A 23,904-nucleotide genomic window follows, 5' to 3' on the forward strand; every position below is an offset into this window, starting at 1 on the left:
AATTGTATTTGAGTAGAATTCTATTTCCAAAAATATTTGAAATTTTCATCCTATCATTGATAACATGCAGTTGGGGATAAAATAATGCATTTGAGGCTATAATCCAAGATGCAGAATAGATTATTGGGGGCCATGAGTGCTAATTTTATCCTAATAATTTCATTTCAAAACAACTACATTATGGAAAAACACCCATTAACAAATCTCGGAATTGCTCAGCTAATAGCTGAACTTTACGCTTTAAATGACGCTCAATTGCAAGTAGAAATTGATTCAATTCTATTAGATTTTGACAGCTGGATATTAAATCATATTGAGCTAAATATTCATCAGCAAAATTATCTCTCGCAGCTTCCTGTTGAAGTAAAAACTTGCATTCAGGTACAAGTAGCTAATAGTATGACTCTACGCTCACCTATTATTTTTACCAAAGCTGTTCCAATGTCGAATCCATCTGATCCAGAACCTCCTAAAGAAGGAAGGGGAAAGCTAATTGGACTTAAAAGTACTACAGCTAATAATTATAATAGTGTTATTGGATTAGTAAATCAAGACATACTTGAAATTGATATTAGTTACGCTAAAGAAGAGGATACCAAGTAAACAACAAATTTTAGCTGGGAGATTGATTTAATATCTCCCAGCTAAAATTCTTACTGAGGAACACTTAATACAAAGCAGCAAGAGAATTGATTACTTTTATACTGTCCACTAGAGCCTAAAATATCTTGGTTTTATTAAAAAGTTGCAGCTATTATTTGGTGAAGATCTGTGACAATGTCATTTTTTAATAGGTGATTAAGGGTAAATTATATTTACTTAAAAGTGTTGTATAATAATTACTAGAAATAATACTAATTAATTATTAATAGATTTTTCAATAATCATGTCAATGAAAACGAGTCATCTATTAAAGCAGTGATTTTCTTTAGGGAAAGAAGAACTTAAAATTTTCGAAATTAAATAAATAAAATTCACAACATACTTTTTTTAAGCATTTCTTAATTAAGCGCTGAGCTATCAGATCGAGCATCAATCTTTAATTACTTAAAAGATAAAAACTAAAAAATAGAACCAAATAAAAACCATCAAAAATGGTAGTTATAAGAAATAACAATCTTACATTTCGAGCACTTTTAGCTTTTTGGAAAAAGCATAGTACTATTGAAATGCATCACATAAATTGGATAAAGGAAAATATAGAAATAATAAAACCACTTTCTAAGGGAGATATTATCTACTTACAGGGTCAAAAGCAAAAATATGTCTATTTCGTATCCCATGGCGCAATTGCAAGAATTATATATGATTCGAATTACAGAATACATATACTAAGTATAGCACTGCCTGAAATGGCTTTAATGAGTACTGTACATTTATTTAGTTCCACTCCTTCCGTAGGTAATATCATTGCACTACATGCAAATACTAGAATTATTAAAATTCCATATAAAGCACTAAAACATGTACAGCAGGATATTCCAGAAGTCAATACATTAGTCAGCATACTGAATAACAAAAAGAAAAAACAACTGGCTCAACTACGTATTTTGAGTAGCATCAGCAGCACAATCGACAGATACTTATATTTTGCTGAAAACATGAAAAATCTAAAAGCTTCATTAACCCATAAAGAAGCGGCACAGCTATTAGGAATATCAATAAACTCAATTTACCGGGCATTAATTAAATGGAGAAATAGATAAAGTACTCTAAATTAATCCCATTAGTGAGTAGTTTTTTCATATGATACAGTTTCGAAATTTGAATTATAGGTCCTATCTCCTATTTTATAAAATTAGAAACTATGAAAAAACAGACATATATACTTGTAGCTATTACGTTTCTTTTACTAATACTATGGGTTCCAGTTAGTTTAAACAAGATTGCTGATTTTGAAACTTTCAAGAACAATATTTATAATCAGCCATTTAACAAATACGTAGCTAAATTTATTATTTACAGTATTCCATTATTAGAAATTACTACAGTAATATTTATTGTCGTTCCAAAATATAGGTTGTGGGGATTCATATTATCGACTTTATTAATGAGCGTGTTTACATTATATATTGCTGCAGCGCTGCTAAATGTTTGGGATAAATTACCATGTGGCTGTGGCCTTATAATTTCTGGAATGAACTGGGATGAACATCTATTATTCAACTCAATCTTTTTAATCCTGAGTGTGACAGCTTGGTATATACAGTTCTCACTTCAAAAAACATCTTCAATTAAATTATAAAATATCATCAATGAAAATAAAACTTCGGAATCTAGATTCTAGGTTAATTTAGGTAAAGGGCATCGCCAGCCAAATGGTTTTCAGAATATCCAAATGTGAACTTTCAGGCATCGAACAAAAAATGAGAGTTGTTGGATAACAAAAATGGACTATCCTATTAGATAGCCCAAATAAGCAAATAAAATTTTACTAACAATGTAAATCAAACACTATGAAAAACATTAAAAACTATGCAATGGCTTTGGTAGCCTTAGTCATTGCTGCTACAAGTCTGACGCTTATGTCATTTGTTAAAAAGGAACAATCTTCGAACTGGTATCCTGTGAATACTTCTGGTATCATTTCATCAACTCCACTATCTTCCCCGCCAAGTAATAGCCCTGATGATCCATGTAGTACTGCTAAAAACACCGATATGTGCGCGATAGAAATTGAATTGAACCCAGCAAATCCCTTCCCAACATCTGTTACTCAAGCTCAAACCGATCATAATGTAACCGATGAAGCATATAGCCGATTAGTTGAGTAAAAATTAAAAGAGAGCTCCAATAAAATTTGGAGCTCTTCCTTTAATTATCTTATATTTTGTTGCACTCCAGAAAATTTAATGACATATTCAGGAATTGGCATAGTATACCTATTATCAAATGGAGGAAGTGTATAAATTTGATTATCTAATTTCCTTGTTAATATCATTTTTGCACCAGAGGTGTTATTAAATCTTTTCAAGTCTTCCCATCTATTTGATCGCAAGACCATTTCTTTACGCTTTTCTTTCAATATCAATTCTATCAATTGATCTTTAGAAACTTCATATTGAGGAACATAACTTAATTTATTTATTCGTTTAATTTTCAGATTATTATACAATGATAATGCTACATCTAATTTATCAATTCTTGCGGCTGCTTCCATTCCAATTACATAAACTTCATTAAGTGATATTCCAGAGAACATAAACAAATTACCTACATAACTACCTTTGAAAGTCTTATTTCCGAGTCCATTATCTCTAAAAAACATTCCCAATCTAAGATCATCATTAGAGTATGTTACTAATAAATTTGTATCAATACATAATCTACTTTGAGCTAATGCTGAGATAGATGGTTGCCATGAATTAAATAGAATTTCTTTATTATTTAAACCATATGCAGGAAATGGATAAGATCTAGATGCATCTAATTCATTATAATCAATTAATTCAGCATTCATTTTTAAGCAAAGATCTGCATTATGAAAAGCTTTCTCATAATCTTGAAAATACAAATATACTCTTGCCAAAAGTGCCAATACACTTTGTTTTGATGGTCTTTCAATATTATATTTAGAGTCATCAAATAAAGTTTGAGCATTATTTAAATCTTCAATTATAAAATCATAAGCTGCTTTTACGTTTTCACGTGTTACTGGTATAGTAATATCTGATTCTTTTCTTAGAGGTATTCCAATTTTGTTACTTAAATCCTGTGATTCGGAACCATACTCACCAAACAAAACTAAAATATTAAAGTGGTTCCATGCACGATGAAATAACGCTCTTGCCATCACATCGTTCCATTTCTTTTGATCATTTTCTGATGGCACAATCTTATTCAAACCTTCAATCGCAATGTTAGAATAAAATATCCGCTCATACCCATTATCCCAATCTGCTGATTGAGTTCCTTCGAAAATCTCCTTATCCCATATATATACATTACGTTGAAAGGGTGTAACAATCGTTTCCCACGAGCTTTTGGTTAAAAAATAATCATCACTTGAAATTAGTGAGAGAGACTGTGAACCCTTCTCATTAAATATCGCTACACGATCAAGTAAAGCTTCAAAATCTTCTATAGTTGATAATACAACCAGATTTTTAGCAGGTTTTATATCTAAGAAACCTTGTGAGCAACTTAGGGTCAAAATACTAGTTATGAACATATATAATATTTTCTTAATCATAATCATATAATTTAAAAGTTAGCTCTTAATCCTAATGAAAACTGTTTGGGAGGATTATAGTAGTAAAGATGATATTCTGGATCTAAACCTTGTTTATTTTTTGTCCAAATCAAACCAAGATTTTCCATTACCCCTATTACATCTAACTTAAATAAGTTATTCTTTAAGGGCAAACTATAATTTATCTGAATACTTTGTAACCTAATATAATCTCCTCTCTCAACTAATACATCAGAATTCATATAATATAGTTCTCTATTACGATCAACTGTAGTAGGAATTGCAGGTATATATGTTTTATCTTCATCCCCTGGTTGCTGCCAACGTAAATAATAATCGTTATGCATATTCCAACTATCTAAAAGTTCTTGGTAATTTATAGAGCTTCTCCTAAAATTGTACTTACCTTTCCAAAGAATCAATGCACTTAAGGATAGCTGTTTGTAACTCAATACAGCTCGAAATGAACCATTCCATATTGGAAAACTGCTTCCTATATTAATAAGGTTTTCAGGAAGAAACTTGGGAACATTAGTATAATTAGTAGTCAGATTACCTTCTTCCATAATTAATGGGGCTCCAGTTTGGCTATCAAGCCCATACCAAGGAAATGCATAAAATATATCACGTGACTTGCCTGCAACGGCAGGAACGATATATTGAAAATAGTCTTGTATACCCAATGGTACAACGTTATAATCGACTACTTTATTCCAATTTTTACTAATACTAAAATCAGTATCAATTATGAGGTTATTCCCTATGTTATTTTTGCTAAACAATCTTACATCAAAACCTGAACTTTCAAATTTGCCATAATTGATCATTTGTTTAACTCCCGATAAAATTGGATTGATTCCTGTAGTAGGATCTGCTTCTTTTAAGCCCATAAGATCGTATGCATCCTTCTTGAAAAAATCTATACTTCCACCTAATGAACGTTTTAGTAGTGCCCAATCTACACCAATATTCCAGGAAAGTACACGTTCCCATTTAAGTTGTGGATTTCCTGCGGTTTTTAAAAGTGCCTCTCTTAATCCAGTACTACTATTAGTTGTAAATACTGCTGTTGGATAAGCTGTCGCATTCTTGTTGATATTACCATTCTCCCCTATTGTAGCTCTTAATTTTAATTCTGACAACTTTGAATTATTCATGAATTTTTCATTGTGTAAAAGCCAGCCAGAAGCTAAAGACCATAATGGAACTCCTTTCTGATTGGTTTTTACGCCAAATAAATTAGAACCATCCCAGCGCAAACTAGTTGTTAATAAATATCTGTTATCCCACATCAGCGTTCCTAAGCCATAATAAGAAATAAACCTATCTGTAAGCTCATAGATTTGACTATTTGATGAAGGGATTCGTTGAGCTCCATCAGGATTCACTGTATAGTATTTGGTATAATCAAATATATTTTGCCCTATATAATTATCCTTACTGAAATTATACAATATCTGTAAAGGATCAAATATGGAAATATATGAGCTAATTTCACCTCCAACTAAAGAATTTATCGAAAGTTTATTAAATATATTTTTATTAAAATCCAGTTGCATACGCCCACCATACTTACGCGAAGAATCAACAGTTTTATGTCTTATAGCACCATTTGGAATAATGAATGAACCAGGACCTTGCATAAATCTGTTGACTAAGTTTCTTGTATAATACGAATCTGCAGTAAAATGATTAATTCTGTCCCCATTTGTGCTATTAAATATATAATTAGCTGAGATCGTTAAATCTTTTGATAACTTATAATTTAAATTGCTAAACATTCGAATGGAATTATTTTTATAAGTATTATCTCTAATATCTAGTTCTTCCAAGGGACTAAATAACCAATCTCTATTATGAGATTGATTAAATGAATCTAAAAAGAATGGGTTAAATGCAATTGCGCTTCTAGTTGGTTCTCCATTAATATCAATCAGAGATGCATAAGGGTATATCATATTCTTATCTGCTGGAACTATTCCTGACTGATCAAATAACGATACACTATTATTTCGTTCCATTCTATGGATATAATCTATCGAAAACTGTGCTTCAAATTTAGATGTGATCCTTATCTTATTATCTACCCTTAGTGATAGTCTTGAATTAGAATTCCCTACCAAAACAGGTTTAACATCATCATAACCAATAGAGAACAGGTAGCTATGTAAGGATGAGCCTCCACTCATATTAATATTCATTATTTTATCTATGGCATTTTGATATAAGTATTGATCTGCTTGCTTTCTTATATCCTGTTCCATAAATTTTGATTTTTCAAATTGAAATTCGTTTTCATCAATTAGGCCCTTATGCTTTTTGGACAATAGATGTACATATGGAGATAACAATATTGTTTTTTCATCACGATAATAATTTCGATTAAACATAATTTCCTCGAAACCCATATATTCAGGAGCAGATATAAATCTATTGTTAGCATATAAATTAGGTTTATTACTGATACGAGTTGTAAATAATGCATTTATTGATTTACTTTCTCCTATTTTAGATTGTTTGAGCTGAATTACGATAACACCATTTGCGGACTTAGCCCCCCAAATTGCAGATGCGGAAGCATCTTTTAAAAAAGATATCGATTCAATGTCATTGGGATTAATGTCAGATAATTTGCCTTCAAAGGGAAAATTGTTAACAATAATTAATGGTCGAGCATCACTCATTAACGTACTCATACCTCTTAACCGCAGTGAAACATCCGTTTTCCCTCCTTCTGTTTGCATTGCTGCTCTCCGATCCAAAGCAAGTGATCCAGAAAGTCCATCCAATCTATCTAGAATATTCGATGAGAGTGATTGATTTAACTTTTTTTTATCAAAAATCTCAAAAGATCCTGCCGCACGTTCCTTAGGTATCAAAGTATATCCCGTAGCGTATACAGCTACCTCTTGGATTTCTCCTTCATTCCTTTCCAAATGAATAATTAATTCGTCCAATTTATTATTGATTATAATAGTTTTGGATTTGTATTGAACATGACTTATATGGAGCATCATTGAGTCCCTTACCTGTGGAATCGTAAATCTTCCTTGTTCACCAGTAACGTAAAAAATTGTACGCCCGTGTATTTGAAGCGTTACTCCAGCAATAGGCTCATTGGTGCCTTCTGAGCGAATAATTCCAGATACATCTCTTATTGATTGCCCCTTAATTCCTGTTGCTAATATGCTTAGGAACAATAAAAAAAAATAACATTTTAATTTCATCATATTATTAGGTTAGTCTTGAAAAGGTGAAGTATATATTGGTTCATAACGATTTTCTTTTGGTATGTAGTTGATGTGACCATCTTTTAATTGATTAACAAATTCATATGATTCCTGTATCGGGTTTGAAGCTCCCAAATAATATCCGTCTTTAATCCACACATTAGGACCAACAAGTGTTTGTTTTAGAAAATAATTTGCTAGAAAATAAGATGCCGGACCGATGACCTGTGTATTTTTCCAATTCCGATCTTTAGCATATCGTATGGCCCAAAAATCAAATTCCACATTTACAGCTAATACGCTGATATTATCTTTTAGTGATTTGTGATTTGTTTCCCAATGCACTACAGAAGCTAAGCAAGGTTTACACCAATAAGCCCAAAAATCTAATACAACTATGCGATTCTCACTTAACTCACGAAGTGTTACAAATTCACGATCCAGTGAATCATTAAAAACCCTAATACGCATATCTAAAACATAATCATCAATTTTAGACTCTACTGGGAGACTTTGAATTAAGTTTGCTTTCGCCTTATACGATTTTACAGGATATTTATTGAAATCAATGTCTGAATGCTGCTGACGAAGCTTATTTTCTAATCCAGTGTCAATTCTTTCTGAAAGGAAATATGTAAATGGAATTTTAAATGATGTAGTGTCCTGTCGTACGGCAGCAAAAACTGCATTACTACTAAAGATCAATAGAAAAATGATGGTCAACATATTCATGTTGTGCGTAGGGATAATATTATTAAAATATTTTATAACATTTTTAACGAAATCTAAGTCTTTAACTTCATCAGAAGCCCCCTCTTTCTGTGAATACATTTTTCCTTCCGCGTCTTTTGAATACTTCAATCGTAATTGATACTCATAAATTTGTGAAGCCAGATATGAAGTATACCCTTCTAAATCTTCTGCACAAATTTCTTCATCCATATGTTGCCTCTTTGCCTTAAATATTTTAAAAATCGCGGGTGATTTAGCGGAAGATATGTACTCTAATAAAGGCATACTTCTTCCCTCTTGATAAAAATTCTTCATTTTCAAGTGTAATATATTTGGTTAATCGTAAAATGCTGATGTAGGATTTTTCAAAAGGAATAAAATCAATTCAATTTAATATCCTACATAACTCCAGCCATTACTAACAAAAATTAAGATGGAATTATAAAATGCCGACTTCCCAAAAGTATATTTGAAAGACAATATGTGGTTCAAACCACTTGTAAGATTGCATAAGGAGTAGTATATTTAGAGTGCGAACAATAAAATATGATATCGATTATTAAATCTTACTATGTATATCTATATCTAGTACAGAAGTCGGCTACAGTATTCATAAGGTAAATAGGCGTATTCCATAAATCAGAATAGGCGCCCTTTTTCTTTATGCGCTGTATATTTTAAATCATCAACTATTCTGGTGATCGTTTGATGTTCTTATAGATAAGATTTAAGGATATCCGTTGTTGATCCTGGATCAACATTTGGGACTTGGAGGTAGTTGGTTTCGTTCTCATAGTTTGTTTATAAATGTTTTATGATAACGATGACACTCAAAGAGCAAATGACTAAGGCTGTATTGGTAGGTAAAAAACCAATAGAGCGAATCCCAATGCTTCGTTAGTGGTGCCGCTAAGTACCTCCATGACCAAAATCATGTATCCCCGAAGACTTACATGGGAGTCGCCCTATTAGACAGTATCACGAAGATATAAAAATCTAATAGAAATGGCGAACCCACGATCGACTCATCGGGAAATTAGCGGCTTCCTAATATGAGTGACATCGTAAAAGTAGAATATTTAAACCCTACTCTATTAATCGCTTATGTAACTGATTCAAAGATAATAATACTTTTTGTATTTGGCAATAAAACCAAATTTAATTTTATGGTAGATAAAGATTTTTTTGATGATTATAAATTAATTGGAGAAAACATTCGTAAGAGAAGAAAAAAAATGGGTTTAACCCAAGCAAAATTAGCTGATAAAATTAATGGTAAAATTGACCATGCCAAAATCAGCGATATCGAAGGCGCAAAAGAAGATTTTCAATTCGTAACTCTTTTGAAAATATGTAAAGGGCTAGAATTAACTTTAGAAGAATTAATTCTTTATAAGGAATAAGAAATTAATTATAATCAATAATTAATTAAGTGTTTGTTAATGAATTTGCTTAAAATTTTAAAAAGAAAAAAAAATTGACTTTGGCAAAATTTAATAATTCGATACAAAAAATATTTAAAACTGATTATCAGATATTTATTTAAAAATAAATACAAATAAAATTCAATTTTGTAACATTTTATTATCGGAGAAGTCGTCTGATCATCATATCTAATATTCAATTCGGAATGCTGACTTCATCAACTCTAGTTCAGATCTCGATATACCTATTTCTTTTGCAACAATTTCCCATTTTTTTACAGATGCTAACACTTCATCTATAATAGTATTCATTTGCTGTTCATTCAATCTAAAATACTCTCCTACACTCTTTGCCAAATCAAAATCCAAATCATTATTATCCATATCGATATTTAAGGCAAGACCATCTTTATCTATTGATGGATTAATATCATAAGCTGGAGATAATTGCCAACCTTGATCACTTAATAGAAAGCCATGATTACGAAGATGATCATCTGTATTAGATACTGCTATATTAAATATTATTCTTCTCCACAATTGAGCTAAGTTCAAATCCACATTACAACCATAATCCTGTATAAACTCTACAATATCTAAATAACTAGCTGGATTATCTTTAATTGTTTCTTCGCTATTTCCAGTCATAGTCATCGCTGATGAAAAGTGAATTCGACCTGCTCCTATTCTATCAAAACGTTTAGTGAAAAAAGTATGATAAGAATCACTTATTTTCTCTAAACGACATTCTGCCATTTGAATTCCTGAATCGATGGCTAATTTATAAACCAGAAACTCCCAAGCTGCCTTATCAATTGTATCATGTTTTGAAGGAAACTTAGCAATCCAAATATTTCCATCCTCATCTAGCAGATTTGCCTTTGGTCTAGCTCCTCCAAGTGATGATCCTGGGGCAATTAATAGTTTTAGCCATTTATTAATAGCTTCATTCTCTGTATCATTTTCATAATGCACAACAGCCTGTTGTAACTCTCGTATAGTTGACCAAGGTGGAGTAGATTTTTCGGTATCATTATCTAAAAAATCAGCATTTGGATCTAATTTAAAACGAAAAGCGCCCATACGTGTTTCATCATAGACGCCTAATAAAAAATCTATATCATACAATGTTCTTGCTTTAGAACCATTAATCTTAGCTAATTGAGCTTCTCGGCGCTTCATTAGTGTTCTTCCCCATGTATCAGGCATACTATCTAAAAAAACACCGAAATTTTCTTTATCATTTGGAAATTGTTGTCCCGAGTAGAATTGAATATCAGGATCAATTAGACGCTGAGCACCTGTCTTTAACCATTGTTTATCATATTCAAAGCTAAATGCTTTACGGCCTTTTGCTTGATGAGCAGACAAAACACCAATTAAAGTTGGTGCTGATAAACCAATCCAATCTGCATAAACATAGATATCTGTTTTATTATTAGCCATATTACAATAAATCTAAATCCTGAAGTTTACGGCCAAAAGCATCATCAGCTGCTAATTTCAGAAAATCATCTTGTAATCCTAGCACACGTAAAACATTAAAATATGCACCCATTGCAACACTAGGATCTCCTTTTTCAATTAAATATAAAGTTGAACGAACAACGCCAGCACGCTCTGCTACTTGTACGGTAGTAAGCTTACGTCTTTTACGAGCGAGCTTAATATTCTCTCCCATTTGCTCGAGTACATTTCTAAATTTTGGTAATACGACTTGCTTCTTCATTCCACAATGATTGTTATTTCAATCAAATATATCATTTTTGATTGAAATAACAATCAAAAATATATTTAAAGAATAGATTTAATAACACTCTCCACTATCTTGCTCTTCCAAACAACAAAGTCTTTGACGGCTGGAATCTGTAGTATATGGCAATGTTTTTCATCAAAATCGCTTTGATCTTTTAAATAATATTGCCCCTTTAATATATCACCTTCCCCAGGATAAAGCAACACCACTTTATTCGCTTCAAAATATTCGTGGTAAACAAACATTTGACGCAAATCATCTGGTGATGGACTTTTACCATTTAAGTTTTTCCATTTGGTATCCATTACTACAGTGGAATCTTTGCTGTAAATGACAATATCTGGTCGCATGGTCGAACTCAAAGATTCCGCTTTCCAAAAACGCCTGGTCACTTGACCAGACACTTTATAATCACGCAAAGATTTTCTTAATAAGCCCAGCACGAATTGCTCCCATAAGGCGTTCATATCAAACATTAAAGCTAAAATATGCCTACGTCCCCTGGTGATATCAGGATGATAATTTAACAAGATCAACTCCGCAATATCCATTATACCCTTATAAACCTGCGATTTACGATCGTATCTAAGGCAATCAAATGTCTTACGATTCACTTTGATCTTCTCTTGTTCTGGAAAATTCAGCAGTAAATTGCCAATTCGTGAAGCCAATAGCACGTTCTTGTTCAGTTTCTGAACCAGTAATAAAGCCGCATAGATAATTTGATGTAACTGATGCTGTACCGTATAAACAGTACTTTCTATTAAAAATCGTTCTTTATGAATCAGATTATACTGCAGCTGTTTCGAAAAAAGCAATTTACCTTTCAAAGCTTTCGCTTGCTGCTCTTGTCGAATATATTTCTTGATTAGACCTTGATGTAGCAAGGACACTAATTCCTTCACAAAAAGCTCAAAATATAGATCTAATACAGAATTATGCTTCAGCTTCAAATCAGACGATCCAGAATTTTGAACCGAAAATCCCCATACTGAACGAATCATATTAATCAAGATATTTTGCCAAACAACGGCATTTCTCGATTTATCAGCCTTAGGAAGCACCTCTATAATACTATTTCCAACCTGCAGTACACCTACATATTCACAAAACTGAACACCATTTCTAATAAGTTTAAAGAATGGCGTATAATCCCCGTGATAAGCCTCTAATACCGCATACAACTTTCGCTCCTCCTCGATATGTATATCAAAAAGGAGCTTTTCGTGTTCAAAGCAGATGATATGTTTTAAATCCTCAATCGGCATTAATTCATCAATAAATCAAGTGCAGTCTTAAACGCCTCTTCATCATCTTCATATTTGCGATAATCAATGATTTGATAAATCATTCGACTCGCTAAATCATCTCTATAATCATAATCAAAAGGAGCAAAAATATCATCACTTGCATCTATACGTTGTACAAAACCTGAACCCAATACCAAACCTATTTTACCGTAATCACCAAAAAAATATTCTTGTAGTAATGGAATAATATTTTTATAAAAGGAATCAATAATAGTCTCCTCATTCTTACCTATAAAATAAGCATGTCCTATACAGTGATCGCGATCTATCAATTTCTCTATGCGTAGATTGATACGCTTTAAAATAGCAGAAGCTTTATAGCCGTACATCTCGTAGTCCAACTCCTCCAAATCAGGATTAGGCAACATCTCTTCAAAAACAAAACGTCTACGCAAAGCTGTATCCAAAGCTTCAACAGAGCGATCCGCTGTATTCATCGTACCAATGATATACAAGTTAGATGGTACAGAAAATTTTTCTTTACTATAAGGCAGGATTACCTCAAGAGCTTCTTCAGCACCAGCGCGTTTAGACTCTTCTATTAAAGTAATTAGTTCACCAAAAATTGCAGATACATTACCTCTGTTGATTTCGTCGATTATTAATACATAATTTTTATTGTCTTCAACAATGTGCTGATCAAAATTATTATTATCTTCTATCTTGGTATTGATAAAATTTAAAACTGACCAATAAGCAGTTGAATTTGAGCCACCGATTATTGCTCTAAATTCCTTATCAATATTTTTTACAACACTCAAGTCACTATATACTTCTTGTAGTCGCTTTGCTCGAGAATATGAAACGATATATTCTTTAGAATTATGTGAATAAGCTGGTTTAAGGATTAAATTACCCTTTGCTGAAATTCCAATAACATTTAAACCTAAATTCTTTGTTTGTATTGGTAAAAACATCTTTTCTCCTTTTTCAATACTATTGTTGGTTAATTCTACCAACTCATTCCAAGCATCATCGAAGGCATACGTATAATCTTTATCATCAATAAGTTTTATTTCGCGAGAGCGATTCACAATTTCTTTAAAAATCCCATTTTTCACCTCATACACAACTTGCTTATTCCCATCTTCATCCTCCTCTACCAAGGGTTTAATTCCTTCAACAAAATCCTCATAACTCATGGATTGATGAAATGTCGTAAAAACAATCTGCCCTGATTCAACTAGTCGATGATATTCCGCCTTGATAATCGTACGATCCTGACTCAAATCAAAAAATGGATTTGCTATAGTTACAGCTTTATTTATTGTATTGTAGGTCTTACCTGTCCCTGGAGGACCATATAAGATTTGATTTGGTGAGTTAGACATATTAGCTTCGTTATTGTTTTGTTGTTCTTTAAATTCAATCTTACCATCAAACACAGATTCACGAAAATTTTTATCGAACACCATTTTTTCAAAATCTAGCTTATTATAGCGTAAAAACCCTGACAAAGATGTAACTGCTAATGTCTCCTCAATTGGTAAAATGGTTAAATCTGAAATATCTTTTCTTGAAAAATCTTGACTGTAATTTAAATAGGCTTCTTTACCGCCCTCAAATTTCTCTGATGATACTTCATTTGGCTTTTTAGATATATAACGCAAATAATTTTTCTTATTATTTATACACCAAACATAACGTTGACCAACTCCAAAAATCAAACGACCTTTTCTATAATTATAATATACGCGTTGATCATCCTGCTTGAGGTCAACCTTATCTATAATCTTATCCAAAACCGAAAAGTAGTACTTAGATTGTTCCAAGTTAAGATGAACAATATCATTCAACTCCCTTGAAACAATCGGATTCAACAAATCACCATCTCCACTTTTAATTGGTTGATTTACATTCAAATGTTTTTCAATTCTTTTATATGTTTTATCAAGATTGATATTAAAATCAACATTACTTATTTGATCTGCTTGAAAATCAGGGTACTTATTTTTCAATATACCAATATGCTCATTAACTAATGCAATAAAATCATACATCTGGCTTTCAATATCATTAATCATAAAGCTTAAAATGCCATATGATGGTTCTATCGGTTTAACCTGAAAATTATACATCTTAGCATTCGGATTAAAAGGTCTTTTTAAACCAAATTTCTTTTCAATTGGGTCTTTTAGGCTTTGGATTAACTCTAAAGCATATTGATTTTGAGGATTATTAGGTTGCTTAGTTTGATTACATTCAAAGAAATAAACAAATTCTCTTTTGTTACTTGTATATTGAAAAATCAATTGAATAAGATCTCCTGAAGAACCTGGGAAAGAAACAGGAATATTCCAAAAAGTAGTACCAAAATAGTTTGAAGCTTCTTTTCCTATAAAATAATCTGTTTCAGCGCCCTTAGTTGCAACTCTTCGAAGTCCAAAAGTGAATCCAGAACTTTTGTTTTTTTCAATTAACCAATCAAAAATTTCTCTTTCGTAATCTTTATATTTCAACATATTTTATATTTCTTTCTTCATCTGCGGAATTGCATCCACTTCATTAAAATTCACAACGAGTTTACGCATCCGTCCTTTGTCGCTAAAATGTCTACCTAAGTTGATGGTTTTATCAAAAAAGTCAGTTGTGCCATCATCTCGCTTATGATGCAGAATCTTGACAGACTTACAATTTTCGTGATCGAATATTTCTTTAAACATTGTACGGTCTGACAAACCACAAGAATGCCCTAATACAAACACTTGGAAATGATCTTCATTTAAGAATCGCATAAGATGCCTATAATTAGGAGTTTTCAAGTAATGGTAAGATTTCACATGCTCGAACAGATCATTATTGGACTGTTCTTCGAATAAAGCATAATCTTTATCGTGTTCGTCACCAAAACCAAATATAATCGGATTGTCCTTGTTATTTAATTGGCCATGGATGTGGTTAATTTCAACTTGCGTAAAATAATTACCTTTAATCTCTCTTAAATAATTATAAAATGTATTGGTGTAATTAAAATTCAAGACATAGACTTTCCGCTGGGTTTTATTATTCTCTACAGAATAATCTTTTCCTAACATTATTCTTAGTTCATCATCGCCTATACTTGGGTCAAAATCATCTTCTTGAAACTCTTGCCCTAAAATTTTACCCAAATTAGGATTAAATATTCCATCATAATTTTCATCCTGAATAGTCAAATATTCTTCTAGTTTTTTCTTTAAGAAGTCAAAATGTTTATTTATCATTCTAATATAATCTAGATCATGAGCATTATCTTTATCATTATATTTCTTTAATGCCTTAAAATATTCTTGCTCTATATCAACCCAACCACATTCTGTACAATTATAAATTAGGTAACCGAAAAATGTACTTTTGATTTCTATTCTGAAATTATATATGTTATACTCATCATTTTTATTTATAGGTATGGATAAATAATTATTATCTGGTAAAATATTAAGAAAATCAATAAGGGATCTTCTATCGTAATGTTGCCGAATAAATTCCTCATATGTAGTATTTCCAACTATTGGATCGGAAAAAATATTTAAAGCAACTTTTACGTAAGAAATGGATGGTGGGTAAACATCAATAAACTCATCTGAATATATATGAGGATAGCCCCCTGCTCGACTTAAACAATCTGCCAAATACCAAAATATAAAATCCTTATATCTAGACTTCAATCCATGCGCTAAATCAAAGCCGTTACCTATGAGTATTAGTCTATTCATTTATTTTTTAACTTTCTATTATCTTCAATACTTAATTTACTCGCTGTTTTGTATAGCTCAAAAAGAGAATCATCATTGACGTCATCATTCTTATATAAAAATGAATACTTTATTGATAACATTTTATCATAAGGATTGAATTCAGGTAAAACTAATTCCCTCTGAATATTATGAAGCATTCTATAATCAATTAAATAGCTATTTATTTGATTCTCCCATTTACTACCATAACCAGATAAAAAATTATAATAAAGTAGAACGAATTCATGATTTGACAGCTGACCTCTTAATAGTTTTAAATATTCACGTTTCTGTTCATATACTAAAAGATCACTTTTAACTACAAAACCAGTAATAGAAATTAAATGTCGATAATAATGCCCAAGTCTTCTTTGATGACCTGAAAATGGTTTATAATTAAAGTACATTTTAAGGGATGGGAACTTTTTATCTATATATTCTTTAAATAATTCTTTTTCTATAAAAGGACTTCCTTTAATATTTAAGTAATTACTTTGTTTTTTACCTCCTAAACTATGGGATTTTCTACACCTTTTAAGTTCATTAATCAGTTCAAGTATAAAAATATTATTATAATCGTGATATATGTTATCATAGTACGCCTCTTCAAACTTATCCAATCCATGAAAGAAAATTTCATACGCTAAATAAAAATATTTTTCATTATCAGGAAAGGAATAGTATGTTTTTTTAGAAAATATCTTATTATTTATTTCACTTTTAATATCGTAGTGAGTTATTGAGTGTTCTTTTAAATCATCAATTTTTAACTTGTAACATTTTTTTATAATTAAATAAATACATTCCAATTCCCTAATCATTGTAACAAAAACTTTTCTTCCTTTTGTTACCTTAAATTCTTTTTTATTGTTTGAACTATCATATTCATACCCCTCAATTTCCATCTCATTCACATTCTCTTTATGCAATCGGAGCATTTCATAAAACTGATAATCAAATTGTTGCAACTTAAACTGATCCTGCACCTGTTTATTAGCTTGAAACTGCATATAAAAAGCTAAACCCGTAACTATAACAGCAGCTAATGCAATAAAAGGATTCATTATACCACCAATAGTATCTCCAACTGCACCTGTAGATGCATTAAAATCCCCATAACTAGAAGAATTTGTAAATAACACGGGTGCTGTAAATGCAAAAAAGACTAGTAAAATAGCTAAAATTAACAATAGCCCTATCCATAGATTTGGTTTATTAATATCTATATCATCTAATTTATTATGAAAAAAAAACTTTTTACTAAACCAGCAAAATAATCCAAACGCTATCGAAATAATAACGATAGTAACAAGTGTCCATCCTAATACAACAGGAAAAATCATAAAATAAATAATCAGTTAGTCTATAAAAAACATCCAAAACTAGCAAGCGCTAGTTTTGGTATGCTATAGCTGCTTCAGCAGCGATATTAGTTTGTTGCTCACTAGAGCTATATGTATCTTCCACCTTCACTTGCCCATTCATCAACATTGGTAACAACCAATCTCTTAATTGAGCAAGCTCTTGGTTCTGTTTGAGGTTTAATTGCTTCTTCTTTTCTAATTCTTTAGCAAAAGAATTATATTTTTGAGCTAATTCCTTTGGTGGTTTAACGATATGGTATGAATCCATAAATGAATCAAACAAGAAGTTTTTTATCCCACTTGTTTTACCTTCAAATCCGAAAAACACGCCTGCATCGTACAGGCGTTGCCATTCTTGCTGAAAATTAAAAGCATAAACCGTTTCTTTTAACGTGACTGCTTTACAAAAATTCGAGCAAACCACATTCGTATCAAATCGCTCTAAAGTTTCTTTTGTTAATAAAGCTATACGAGCTGTGGACTGTGTAGGACTACCACCAGATATCTCAATAATGAAATCATTATCTTCTAATTTCTTAGAGAGATTGTTTTTTAAGATGTAACGTTCAGGAGCTTTAACTTCACCTTTACCGTTCAATCCATTTATATCTGCTCCACGTACACAAAATACACGTTCTGTGTAATTTCCTTCTATTTTTTCTTTGCCCCAATCACCAGTCTTGGTTTGTTTTATCCAATCATTAAATACAGACACCTCCCAACCCTCAGGAATTTCTCTTTTTAGGGTTGGGTTGTACAGCATTTTACCACCAGAAGATTTGTAAGGCTTGCCCTCCGCATTGGGCCTGTCCTGAGCGAAGTCGTAGGGAAACTCAAACTGTACAAACCAATAATCATACAAAGTCTTCGCCATAGCTTCCAACTCTGCATTGATTTTATTGTTGAGCTCGATCTTGTCATCTAAGGCAGATAATACAGCCGCTATTTTTTGTTGGGTAGGAAGGTCAAATTCAGGAACTTTTATATTATTAAATGCTGATTCAATTAATAAATTTTTAATCCCTGTAGTTTTACTTTCAAAATTAAAAAACACATTAGAGTTATATATATTCTTTATTAAATAATAAAAGTATTTGGCAGAATATTCACTTTGTATTTCATATGCGCGACAAAAATTAGAACATATAATATTTTTATATACACCTCCTACATAAGATACCCTCCCAGTAGATTGAGATGGACTACCTCCAGAAATTTCAATAATTATATTGCCTTCCTCCAGTAATTTTGCCTTATTTTTTGATTCGATATATCTTAAAGGTAAACAATCATATTTACCTTCATTAACCGCATTTATATCTGCTCCTCTAACACAATGAACTTTAAAATTATATTTTTCATCATAACTATCCCTTCCCCAATCACCTGATTTTTGTTTAGAAATAAAACTATTTAAACTAATAAATCTATTCATACTTCAATCCTTTTAATTGTTTCTGAATTTCTTGGTCTAAGGTATTGCCTTCGTCAAATAAAGAAGCTAAGCGAGTTTCGAAGCCTTGCATTTTCTCAGCAAATTCTTCTGCGGTGATATCCACATATTCTATCTTCACTTCAAAGTATTGCCCTGCAGAAAATGAATAATTTTTAGCAGCAATATCGTCTTTATTGACCACTACCGATAGGTCTTCTACAGCTTCTTTTTGGTTAAAGGTGTTAATGATCTTCGCTTCTTCTTCAGGCGTGAGAACCGTACGTTGGTTTTTACCTTCTTTCACGGTTTCGCCCAATTTGCTGGCATCCATCAACACAATATGTTCGTTATCGGCTTGTTTGTCCAAGAACAATACCGATACATTGGTACCTGTGCTCGCAAAGATATTCGACGGCATAGATACTACACCACGCAGCCAACCGTTCTCGATCAATCGCTCGCGTATCTTTTTCTCAATACCGCTTTGTGCCGTGATAAATCCCGTAGGCACCACGATAGCCGCTTGACCTTTATCACTCAAGCTGTACATGATGTGCTGAATAAAGAGCAAGTAAATCGCCATCGATTCCTTTTTGCTTTTAGGCACATTGGGTATCCCAGCAAAGAAACGCTTTTTAAAAGCGTCCTTCTCCAAATCATCTCTAAAGTCGGAGAAATCCAGCTTAAAAGGTGGGTTAGATACGATATAGTCAAACTTCGTGTCCAAATAGGTCGGTTGTGCGATAGTATTGGTCTTGATCACATTCGGAATAGAATGCGTCAAGCTATTCAATATCAAGTTCAGTCGTAGCATATTGCTCGACTTTTGGGAGATATCTTCCGAGTAAATCGTACAATTGGTTTCGCCAATTTGATGCGCTAATGACATCAACAAGGTACCCGATCCCGCACTTGGATCATAACATTTCACCCCTTTTACAGGCTCTGGAACCAAAATTTGCGCCATGATACGTGCTACGGCATGCGGCGTATAGTACTCGGCATATTTACCGCCCGAATCGGTGTTGTAATCTTTGATTAAATATTCAAATATAGTCGCAAAGAAATCGTATTTCTGCGCAAACATCTCCTCAAATGAGAATTCAAACAATTTATTAATCAACGCTTTCGCAAAAGCATCACGTTGGGATGAATCAGAAATAAATTGTGTTAATTCATCAAATAACGTATCTTTTGCACCAGAGAAAGATTTTACAGAGAATACATCGGCATTTTCTATGGATATCTGACGTAGCGTATCATCAAAAGTTTTGGCAAAGTCGCTGTTGTTTTGCACCGCAAACAAATGTGAGATAAGATGCTCGGGTTTCAAGCGTGGAATATTGGCATCCAAACTATGCACCAGGAACAAATATTCGTCTTCGGACAAAGCCTTCAGCGCATCAGAGAAGTTTTCGGCTGCTGCCAATTCGGGTTTCTGTTGCTTTACTGCATAGCGGAACTTATCATTAAGAAACTTGTATAAAAATACTTGGGTAATAATTTTGAACTCATTGCCGTCATTTCCTAATCCATATTGTGCACATACCGACTTCAGATTGTCGATCAAGTCTTTGGTATGCGTTATAAATTTAATGTCTTGTGTCATGTGTTATCGTTGTTGATATTGCTGTACATATTCTTTTACAATCAATTGATTGATAGACTGTGTAGTCGCAAAATCTAGCGGTATTTGTTCTTTTGCTTTAAATTCATCAATAACCACTTTCATCAAATATTGTTGAAAGAAAGCTTCATTGTCAATAATGTTCTTTTGATTGTTGATCGTCTCATCCACCAATCCCTTCACCTGCATCAGCGCACGATGCAATTGGGCTTCTTTAGCATTGAGTGTACCTTTCTCTACCAATCGCTTATGAATACGCGCATATTTACTGTCTTGTTCGTATTTAGCTTGTAGCAAGTTGTTTTTACGATTGAGTTCTTTTGCCTTATCGTATATCTTTTCGAGCAAGGCTTTATTTTCCAATAACTCCTCTTGTCCTACCTCAGAAAGATTTTTCTTTTTGAATATACGTTCCAATTCTTCGCGCAAAGATACAAATTCAGGGTCGCTTGGATCGAAATTTACTTGCAAAGATTCACGTGTTTTACGTAGTATATCTTTAAACTCGTCAGCCAGAACCAATTCACTCTCGTCTACCTTCACAAACTGAAAAATAATATCTTCCAGTGCGGTATTTAATAAATTTTGACTTTCTCCTTGTTTGCCAATACTTTCCAGCAAATTGAGGTTATCTAATCTATTTTGCGACTCGATCAATAAGCGATTCCATACCTCGAAATCAGCCACGCCTCCTAAAGCTTCATAACCATTCAATGCAATGATGTTTTTTAACTCTTTAGCAGTACGTAGTGCTTTTACCAATTTTAGCAATTCGGCTTTATCTTGCAATTCGGCAATTTGTCTAGAGAAATGCTCCATATTTGACGTATCATAATGAAATAATACATCCTTAATTTCTTCGATTTCTGCCTTGATTTCTGCCTCTGATTTGAAGAGATTGGCATACATTTCCATCTCGTCGCCCAATTGATTTTGCAATTCATCAAAATACAAGCGATTGGTACGATCAAATGCTTTGGATATATCCGCAAAATCTACCACATAGCCATACTTATAATTTTTGTACGGACGATTAACACGTGTCAAGGTCTGTAATAAATTGTGATCTTGAATCACACGCGCTAAATAGAGTTTTTTCAAACGTTTTGCATCAAACCCAGTCAATAACATATTGTATACAAAAAGCAAATCAATATGACCCTTTTTGTAGGCTTTGATTAAATCTTTTCGGATTTGCTTATCATTTTCATCATGCAAAATAAGCGCTGCATTCAATTCTGGTTCAGTGTTCATACCATATCGTACAGCAGGTTCAGCCGCCATCACAATACTTGCATCCGTTTCTTGTTTACCATAACGCTCTTCAAACAATCGGAACAATTCCTTAGCTTGATCGGCAGAGTCACAGACCACCATCCCGCCTAATGTAGCATCACCTTGCGTTTTTCTGAATTGAATCAGGTCTTTACAGATATAATCCAACAAAGGTTCAGCAAATTTGGTATGCTTGTATATTTCTTTGGTTGATATCTCCCCTTTTAAGACCTTGATCTGATCCATCACATCCTGCATCTGCATCTTGAAGCCACCTTCGATTTCTTCACGTATCAACCGAAGCGTGTACCCGTCCGCAATAGACATATTGTAGTAATACTTATGGATATAATTACCAAATAGCAATTTGGAATCGTATTCCTTAGCTACTTCACGCAATAATGGAGTACCTGTCAGCGCTATCTTAATCGCCTTGCGATCCGAATTAATCAAGTTTGCTAAGAAATTACCTTTAGGATTATACGAGCGATGCGCCTCATCTAAGAAAAATACACGTTGCACATGAATATCGTAGCTGATATCTTTCACTACCGTCGCATCTTCAGAGAATTTTTGGATATTCACAACAGTAATTTCAGGCACACCACTATCATTATGAATGGCACCTACAATTTGTAGATCTTGTATAAATTCTGCTTTGGAATTGACTAAATTTACCTTCAATCCTCTATTGGCAAATTCAGTAGCCGATTGAATCAATAAATCTAAACGATCTACAATAAAGTAAAATTTGGGTATAATATGCTTTTTCGCATAGTAATGCGTCAAATGCTTGACATTGTAATAAGCTAATGCTGTCTTACCCGAACCCTGTGTATGCCAAATAATACCTTTATCCTGTCCTGCTTCTAGTTTAGCTTCGATCGCTTTCGTAGCAAAGATCTGCGGATAACGCATAATATGCTTTTGTCTAGAAATCTTCCCGTCCGTCTCATCTTCCACATAAGCAATTGCAAACTGCAATATAAACGCTAATCGCTCTTTGCTAAATAAAGAAGTAAGGATTCTATTGGTCGGTTTACGTTCATCTTTATTTGTAATAAACTCTGGGCTATGCTTGATAACGGTTAGGTTATTATCTTTTAATAGCAAATTCTCAGTCTCATCCGAGACATTTATTAAGGCTTGTTTTACTGGATAATCAGCATCTTCTCTGAAATAATTAAATAATACCTCACCATACGCTGGCGTACCGTAGAAAGCCCCAAAGATAGGATCTACTACACCATCCTCGTATTCCATATTATTGGAGAATACCAGTAATTGCGTAATATTTACAAATCGACGAAAGTGCTTATTCTTAAAACGTGTATTGATACGATTACGCTCAGCCAAAACACCTTCCTTATTGTGTGGTTTCTTAACTTCAATAAAAGCCAAAGGCATACCATTAATCAATACAGTAATATCAGGACGAAATTCTTCATCTCCAGCTATACAGCTCAATTCTGTTGTAACATGAAAATCATTCTTATCAAAATGATCAAAATCGATGAGTTTAACACCTGAAGTAGCTGTCAGACGTTCATAAAATTTCTTTCCTAAATCCTCATAATCAAGCTCTAGGTTTATTTCATCCAATACACGCTTGGCTTCTTGCTCTGTAATGTTATTTAAGGCAGCAATTTTTGGAATAAAAATAGCAGGGAATATATTATTCTCTTCTATACGATCCTGTTTGGAAATATGAATATATCGATAACCTAATCGCAATAAATGCAATAAGGCTGGTATTTTGACTCTAGAATCTTCGTTAAATTTCATTAATAGGTGTATGGCTTTATACTCCTTAAAGATATCTGTAATTAATAAATATTACTAA

General features: G+C 32.6%; 17 protein-coding genes. 5 read left to right on the plus strand and 12 right to left on the minus strand.

Annotation, left to right across the window (positions count from 1 at the left end; all coding sequences use genetic code 11):
* Positions 1–180 precede the first annotated feature (180 nt).
* The 4 genes from GOQ17_RS08715 (at position 181) to GOQ17_RS08730 (ending at position 2,774) form a co-directional block, all read left to right on the plus strand.
* Entirely contained in the window at positions 181–603 is a 423-nt protein-coding gene (locus GOQ17_RS08715) for a hypothetical protein (RefSeq protein WP_159636942.1), read from the plus strand.
* A gap of 491 nt (positions 604–1,094) precedes the next feature.
* Positions 1,095–1,706 carry a Crp/Fnr family transcriptional regulator gene (locus GOQ17_RS08720; RefSeq protein ID WP_159636943.1) on the plus strand — a complete coding sequence of 204 codons (612 nt, stop codon included), beginning with the start codon at positions 1,095–1,097 and terminating at the stop codon, positions 1,704–1,706.
* Positions 1,707–1,807: 101 nt separating this feature from the next.
* Entirely contained in the window at positions 1,808–2,245 is a 438-nt protein-coding gene (locus GOQ17_RS08725) for a MauE/DoxX family redox-associated membrane protein (RefSeq protein WP_159636944.1), read from the plus strand.
* Between the two features lie 211 nt (positions 2,246–2,456).
* A complete protein-coding gene (locus tag GOQ17_RS08730) occupies positions 2,457–2,774 on the plus strand; it encodes a hypothetical protein (RefSeq protein WP_149912698.1) in 318 nt (105 codons plus the stop codon).
* A gap of 44 nt (positions 2,775–2,818) precedes the next feature.
* Here the strand turns inward: GOQ17_RS08730 and GOQ17_RS08735 are convergent, their stop codons facing one another.
* Genes GOQ17_RS08735 through GOQ17_RS08745 form a run of 3 tightly spaced genes read right to left on the minus strand, consistent with a single transcriptional unit; the run spans position 2,819 to position 8,469 of the window.
* On the minus strand, positions 2,819–4,171 hold the full coding sequence (locus GOQ17_RS08735) for a RagB/SusD family nutrient uptake outer membrane protein (RefSeq protein ID WP_159636945.1): 1,353 nt from the start codon (positions 4,169–4,171) through the stop codon (positions 2,819–2,821).
* 32 nt (positions 4,172–4,203) lie between these two features.
* The gene (locus GOQ17_RS08740; RefSeq protein WP_159636946.1) at positions 4,204–7,422 is read right to left on the minus strand and encodes a SusC/RagA family TonB-linked outer membrane protein; all 3,219 of its coding nucleotides are present in this window, start codon (positions 7,420–7,422) and stop codon (positions 4,204–4,206) included.
* 9 nt (positions 7,423–7,431) lie between these two features.
* Positions 7,432–8,469 carry a TlpA family protein disulfide reductase gene (locus GOQ17_RS08745; RefSeq protein ID WP_149912701.1) on the minus strand — a complete coding sequence of 346 codons (1,038 nt, stop codon included), beginning with the start codon at positions 8,467–8,469 and terminating at the stop codon, positions 7,432–7,434.
* A 737-nt stretch (positions 8,470–9,206) separates the two neighbouring features.
* On the opposite strand from GOQ17_RS08745, the gene GOQ17_RS08750 reads away from it, so the two are divergent.
* Positions 9,207–9,557, plus strand: a complete 351-nt coding sequence (locus GOQ17_RS08750; protein ID WP_201288590.1) for a helix-turn-helix domain-containing protein — start codon at positions 9,207–9,209, stop codon at positions 9,555–9,557.
* 210 nt (positions 9,558–9,767) lie between these two features.
* On the opposite strand, the gene GOQ17_RS08755 is transcribed toward GOQ17_RS08750, so the two are convergent.
* The 9 genes from GOQ17_RS08755 to GOQ17_RS08795 all read right to left on the minus strand — a co-directional run bounded on the left by GOQ17_RS08755 (position 9,768) and on the right by GOQ17_RS08795 (position 23,846).
* Positions 9,768–11,024 (minus strand): type II toxin-antitoxin system HipA family toxin, encoded by a 1,257-nt coding sequence (locus tag GOQ17_RS08755; RefSeq protein WP_159636948.1) that lies wholly within the window; start codon positions 11,022–11,024, stop codon positions 9,768–9,770.
* Position 11,025: 1 nt separating this feature from the next.
* Positions 11,026–11,307 carry a helix-turn-helix transcriptional regulator gene (locus tag GOQ17_RS08760; protein WP_159636949.1) on the minus strand — a complete coding sequence of 94 codons (282 nt, stop codon included), beginning with the start codon at positions 11,305–11,307 and terminating at the stop codon, positions 11,026–11,028.
* 65 nt (positions 11,308–11,372) lie between these two features.
* Complete coding sequence (locus GOQ17_RS08765) at positions 11,373–12,602, minus strand: McrC family protein (RefSeq protein WP_159636950.1); 1,230 nt, start codon at positions 12,600–12,602, stop codon at positions 11,373–11,375.
* Positions 12,602–15,106 carry an McrB family protein gene (locus GOQ17_RS08770; RefSeq protein ID WP_159636951.1) on the minus strand — a complete coding sequence of 835 codons (2,505 nt, stop codon included), beginning with the start codon at positions 15,104–15,106 and terminating at the stop codon, positions 12,602–12,604. Before GOQ17_RS08770 ends, GOQ17_RS08765 begins: the two co-directional genes overlap by 1 nt.
* A 3-nt stretch (positions 15,107–15,109) precedes the next feature.
* Positions 15,110–16,339, minus strand: a complete 1,230-nt coding sequence (locus GOQ17_RS08775) for an AbiH family protein (protein WP_159636952.1) — start codon at positions 16,337–16,339, stop codon at positions 15,110–15,112.
* A complete protein-coding gene (locus GOQ17_RS08780; RefSeq protein ID WP_159636954.1) occupies positions 16,336–17,703 on the minus strand; it encodes a putative phage abortive infection protein in 1,368 nt (455 codons plus the stop codon). Before GOQ17_RS08780 ends, GOQ17_RS08775 begins: the two co-directional genes overlap by 4 nt.
* 49 nt (positions 17,704–17,752) lie before the next feature.
* Positions 17,753–19,159, minus strand: coding sequence for a restriction endonuclease subunit S (locus tag GOQ17_RS08785; protein ID WP_159636955.1), 1,407 nt, complete (start codon positions 19,157–19,159; stop codon positions 17,753–17,755).
* A complete protein-coding gene (locus GOQ17_RS08790) occupies positions 19,152–20,768 on the minus strand; it encodes an HsdM family class I SAM-dependent methyltransferase (RefSeq protein WP_159636956.1) in 1,617 nt (538 codons plus the stop codon). The genes GOQ17_RS08785 and GOQ17_RS08790 overlap by 8 nt, the downstream gene beginning before the upstream one ends.
* Positions 20,769–20,771: 3 nt before the next feature.
* Positions 20,772–23,846 carry a type I restriction endonuclease gene (locus GOQ17_RS08795; RefSeq protein ID WP_159636957.1) on the minus strand — a complete coding sequence of 1,025 codons (3,075 nt, stop codon included), beginning with the start codon at positions 23,844–23,846 and terminating at the stop codon, positions 20,772–20,774.
* Positions 23,847–23,904: the final 58 nt, after the last annotated feature.

Source organism: Sphingobacterium composti, assembly GCF_009829075.1.
Taxonomy (GTDB): domain Bacteria; phylum Bacteroidota; class Bacteroidia; order Sphingobacteriales; family Sphingobacteriaceae; genus Sphingobacterium; species Sphingobacterium composti.

Bases quoted from the DNA above. Each gene is read 5' to 3' on its own strand.
- GOQ17_RS08715 (WP_159636942.1), top strand. From the start codon at position 181: ATGGAAAAACACCCATTAACAAATCTCGGAATTGCTCAGCTAATAGCT.
- GOQ17_RS08720 (WP_159636943.1), top strand. From the start codon at position 1,095: ATGGTAGTTATAAGAAATAACAATCTTACATTTCGAGCACTTTTAGCT.
- GOQ17_RS08725 (WP_159636944.1), top strand. From the start codon at position 1,808: ATGAAAAAACAGACATATATACTTGTAGCTATTACGTTTCTTTTACTA.
- GOQ17_RS08730 (WP_149912698.1), top strand. From the start codon at position 2,457: ATGAAAAACATTAAAAACTATGCAATGGCTTTGGTAGCCTTAGTCATT.
- GOQ17_RS08735 (WP_159636945.1), bottom strand. From the start codon at position 4,171: ATGTTCATAACTAGTATTTTGACCCTAAGTTGCTCACAAGGTTTCTTA.
- GOQ17_RS08740 (WP_159636946.1), bottom strand. From the start codon at position 7,422: ATGATGAAATTAAAATGTTATTTTTTTTTATTGTTCCTAAGCATATTA.
- GOQ17_RS08745 (WP_149912701.1), bottom strand. From the start codon at position 8,469: ATGAAGAATTTTTATCAAGAGGGAAGAAGTATGCCTTTATTAGAGTAC.
- GOQ17_RS08750 (WP_201288590.1), top strand. From the start codon at position 9,207: ATGAGTGACATCGTAAAAGTAGAATATTTAAACCCTACTCTATTAATC.
- GOQ17_RS08755 (WP_159636948.1), bottom strand. From the start codon at position 11,024: ATGGCTAATAATAAAACAGATATCTATGTTTATGCAGATTGGATTGGT.
- GOQ17_RS08760 (WP_159636949.1), bottom strand. From the start codon at position 11,307: ATGAAGAAGCAAGTCGTATTACCAAAATTTAGAAATGTACTCGAGCAA.
- GOQ17_RS08765 (WP_159636950.1), bottom strand. From the start codon at position 12,602: ATGCCGATTGAGGATTTAAAACATATCATCTGCTTTGAACACGAAAAG.
- GOQ17_RS08770 (WP_159636951.1), bottom strand. From the start codon at position 15,106: ATGTTGAAATATAAAGATTACGAAAGAGAAATTTTTGATTGGTTAATT.
- GOQ17_RS08775 (WP_159636952.1), bottom strand. From the start codon at position 16,339: ATGAATAGACTAATACTCATAGGTAACGGCTTTGATTTAGCGCATGGA.
- GOQ17_RS08780 (WP_159636954.1), bottom strand. From the start codon at position 17,703: ATGATTTTTCCTGTTGTATTAGGATGGACACTTGTTACTATCGTTATT.
- GOQ17_RS08785 (WP_159636955.1), bottom strand. From the start codon at position 19,159: ATGAATAGATTTATTAGTTTAAATAGTTTTATTTCTAAACAAAAATCA.
- GOQ17_RS08790 (WP_159636956.1), bottom strand. From the start codon at position 20,768: ATGACACAAGACATTAAATTTATAACGCATACCAAAGACTTGATCGAC.
- GOQ17_RS08795 (WP_159636957.1), bottom strand. From the start codon at position 23,846: ATGAAATTTAACGAAGATTCTAGAGTCAAAATACCAGCCTTATTGCAT.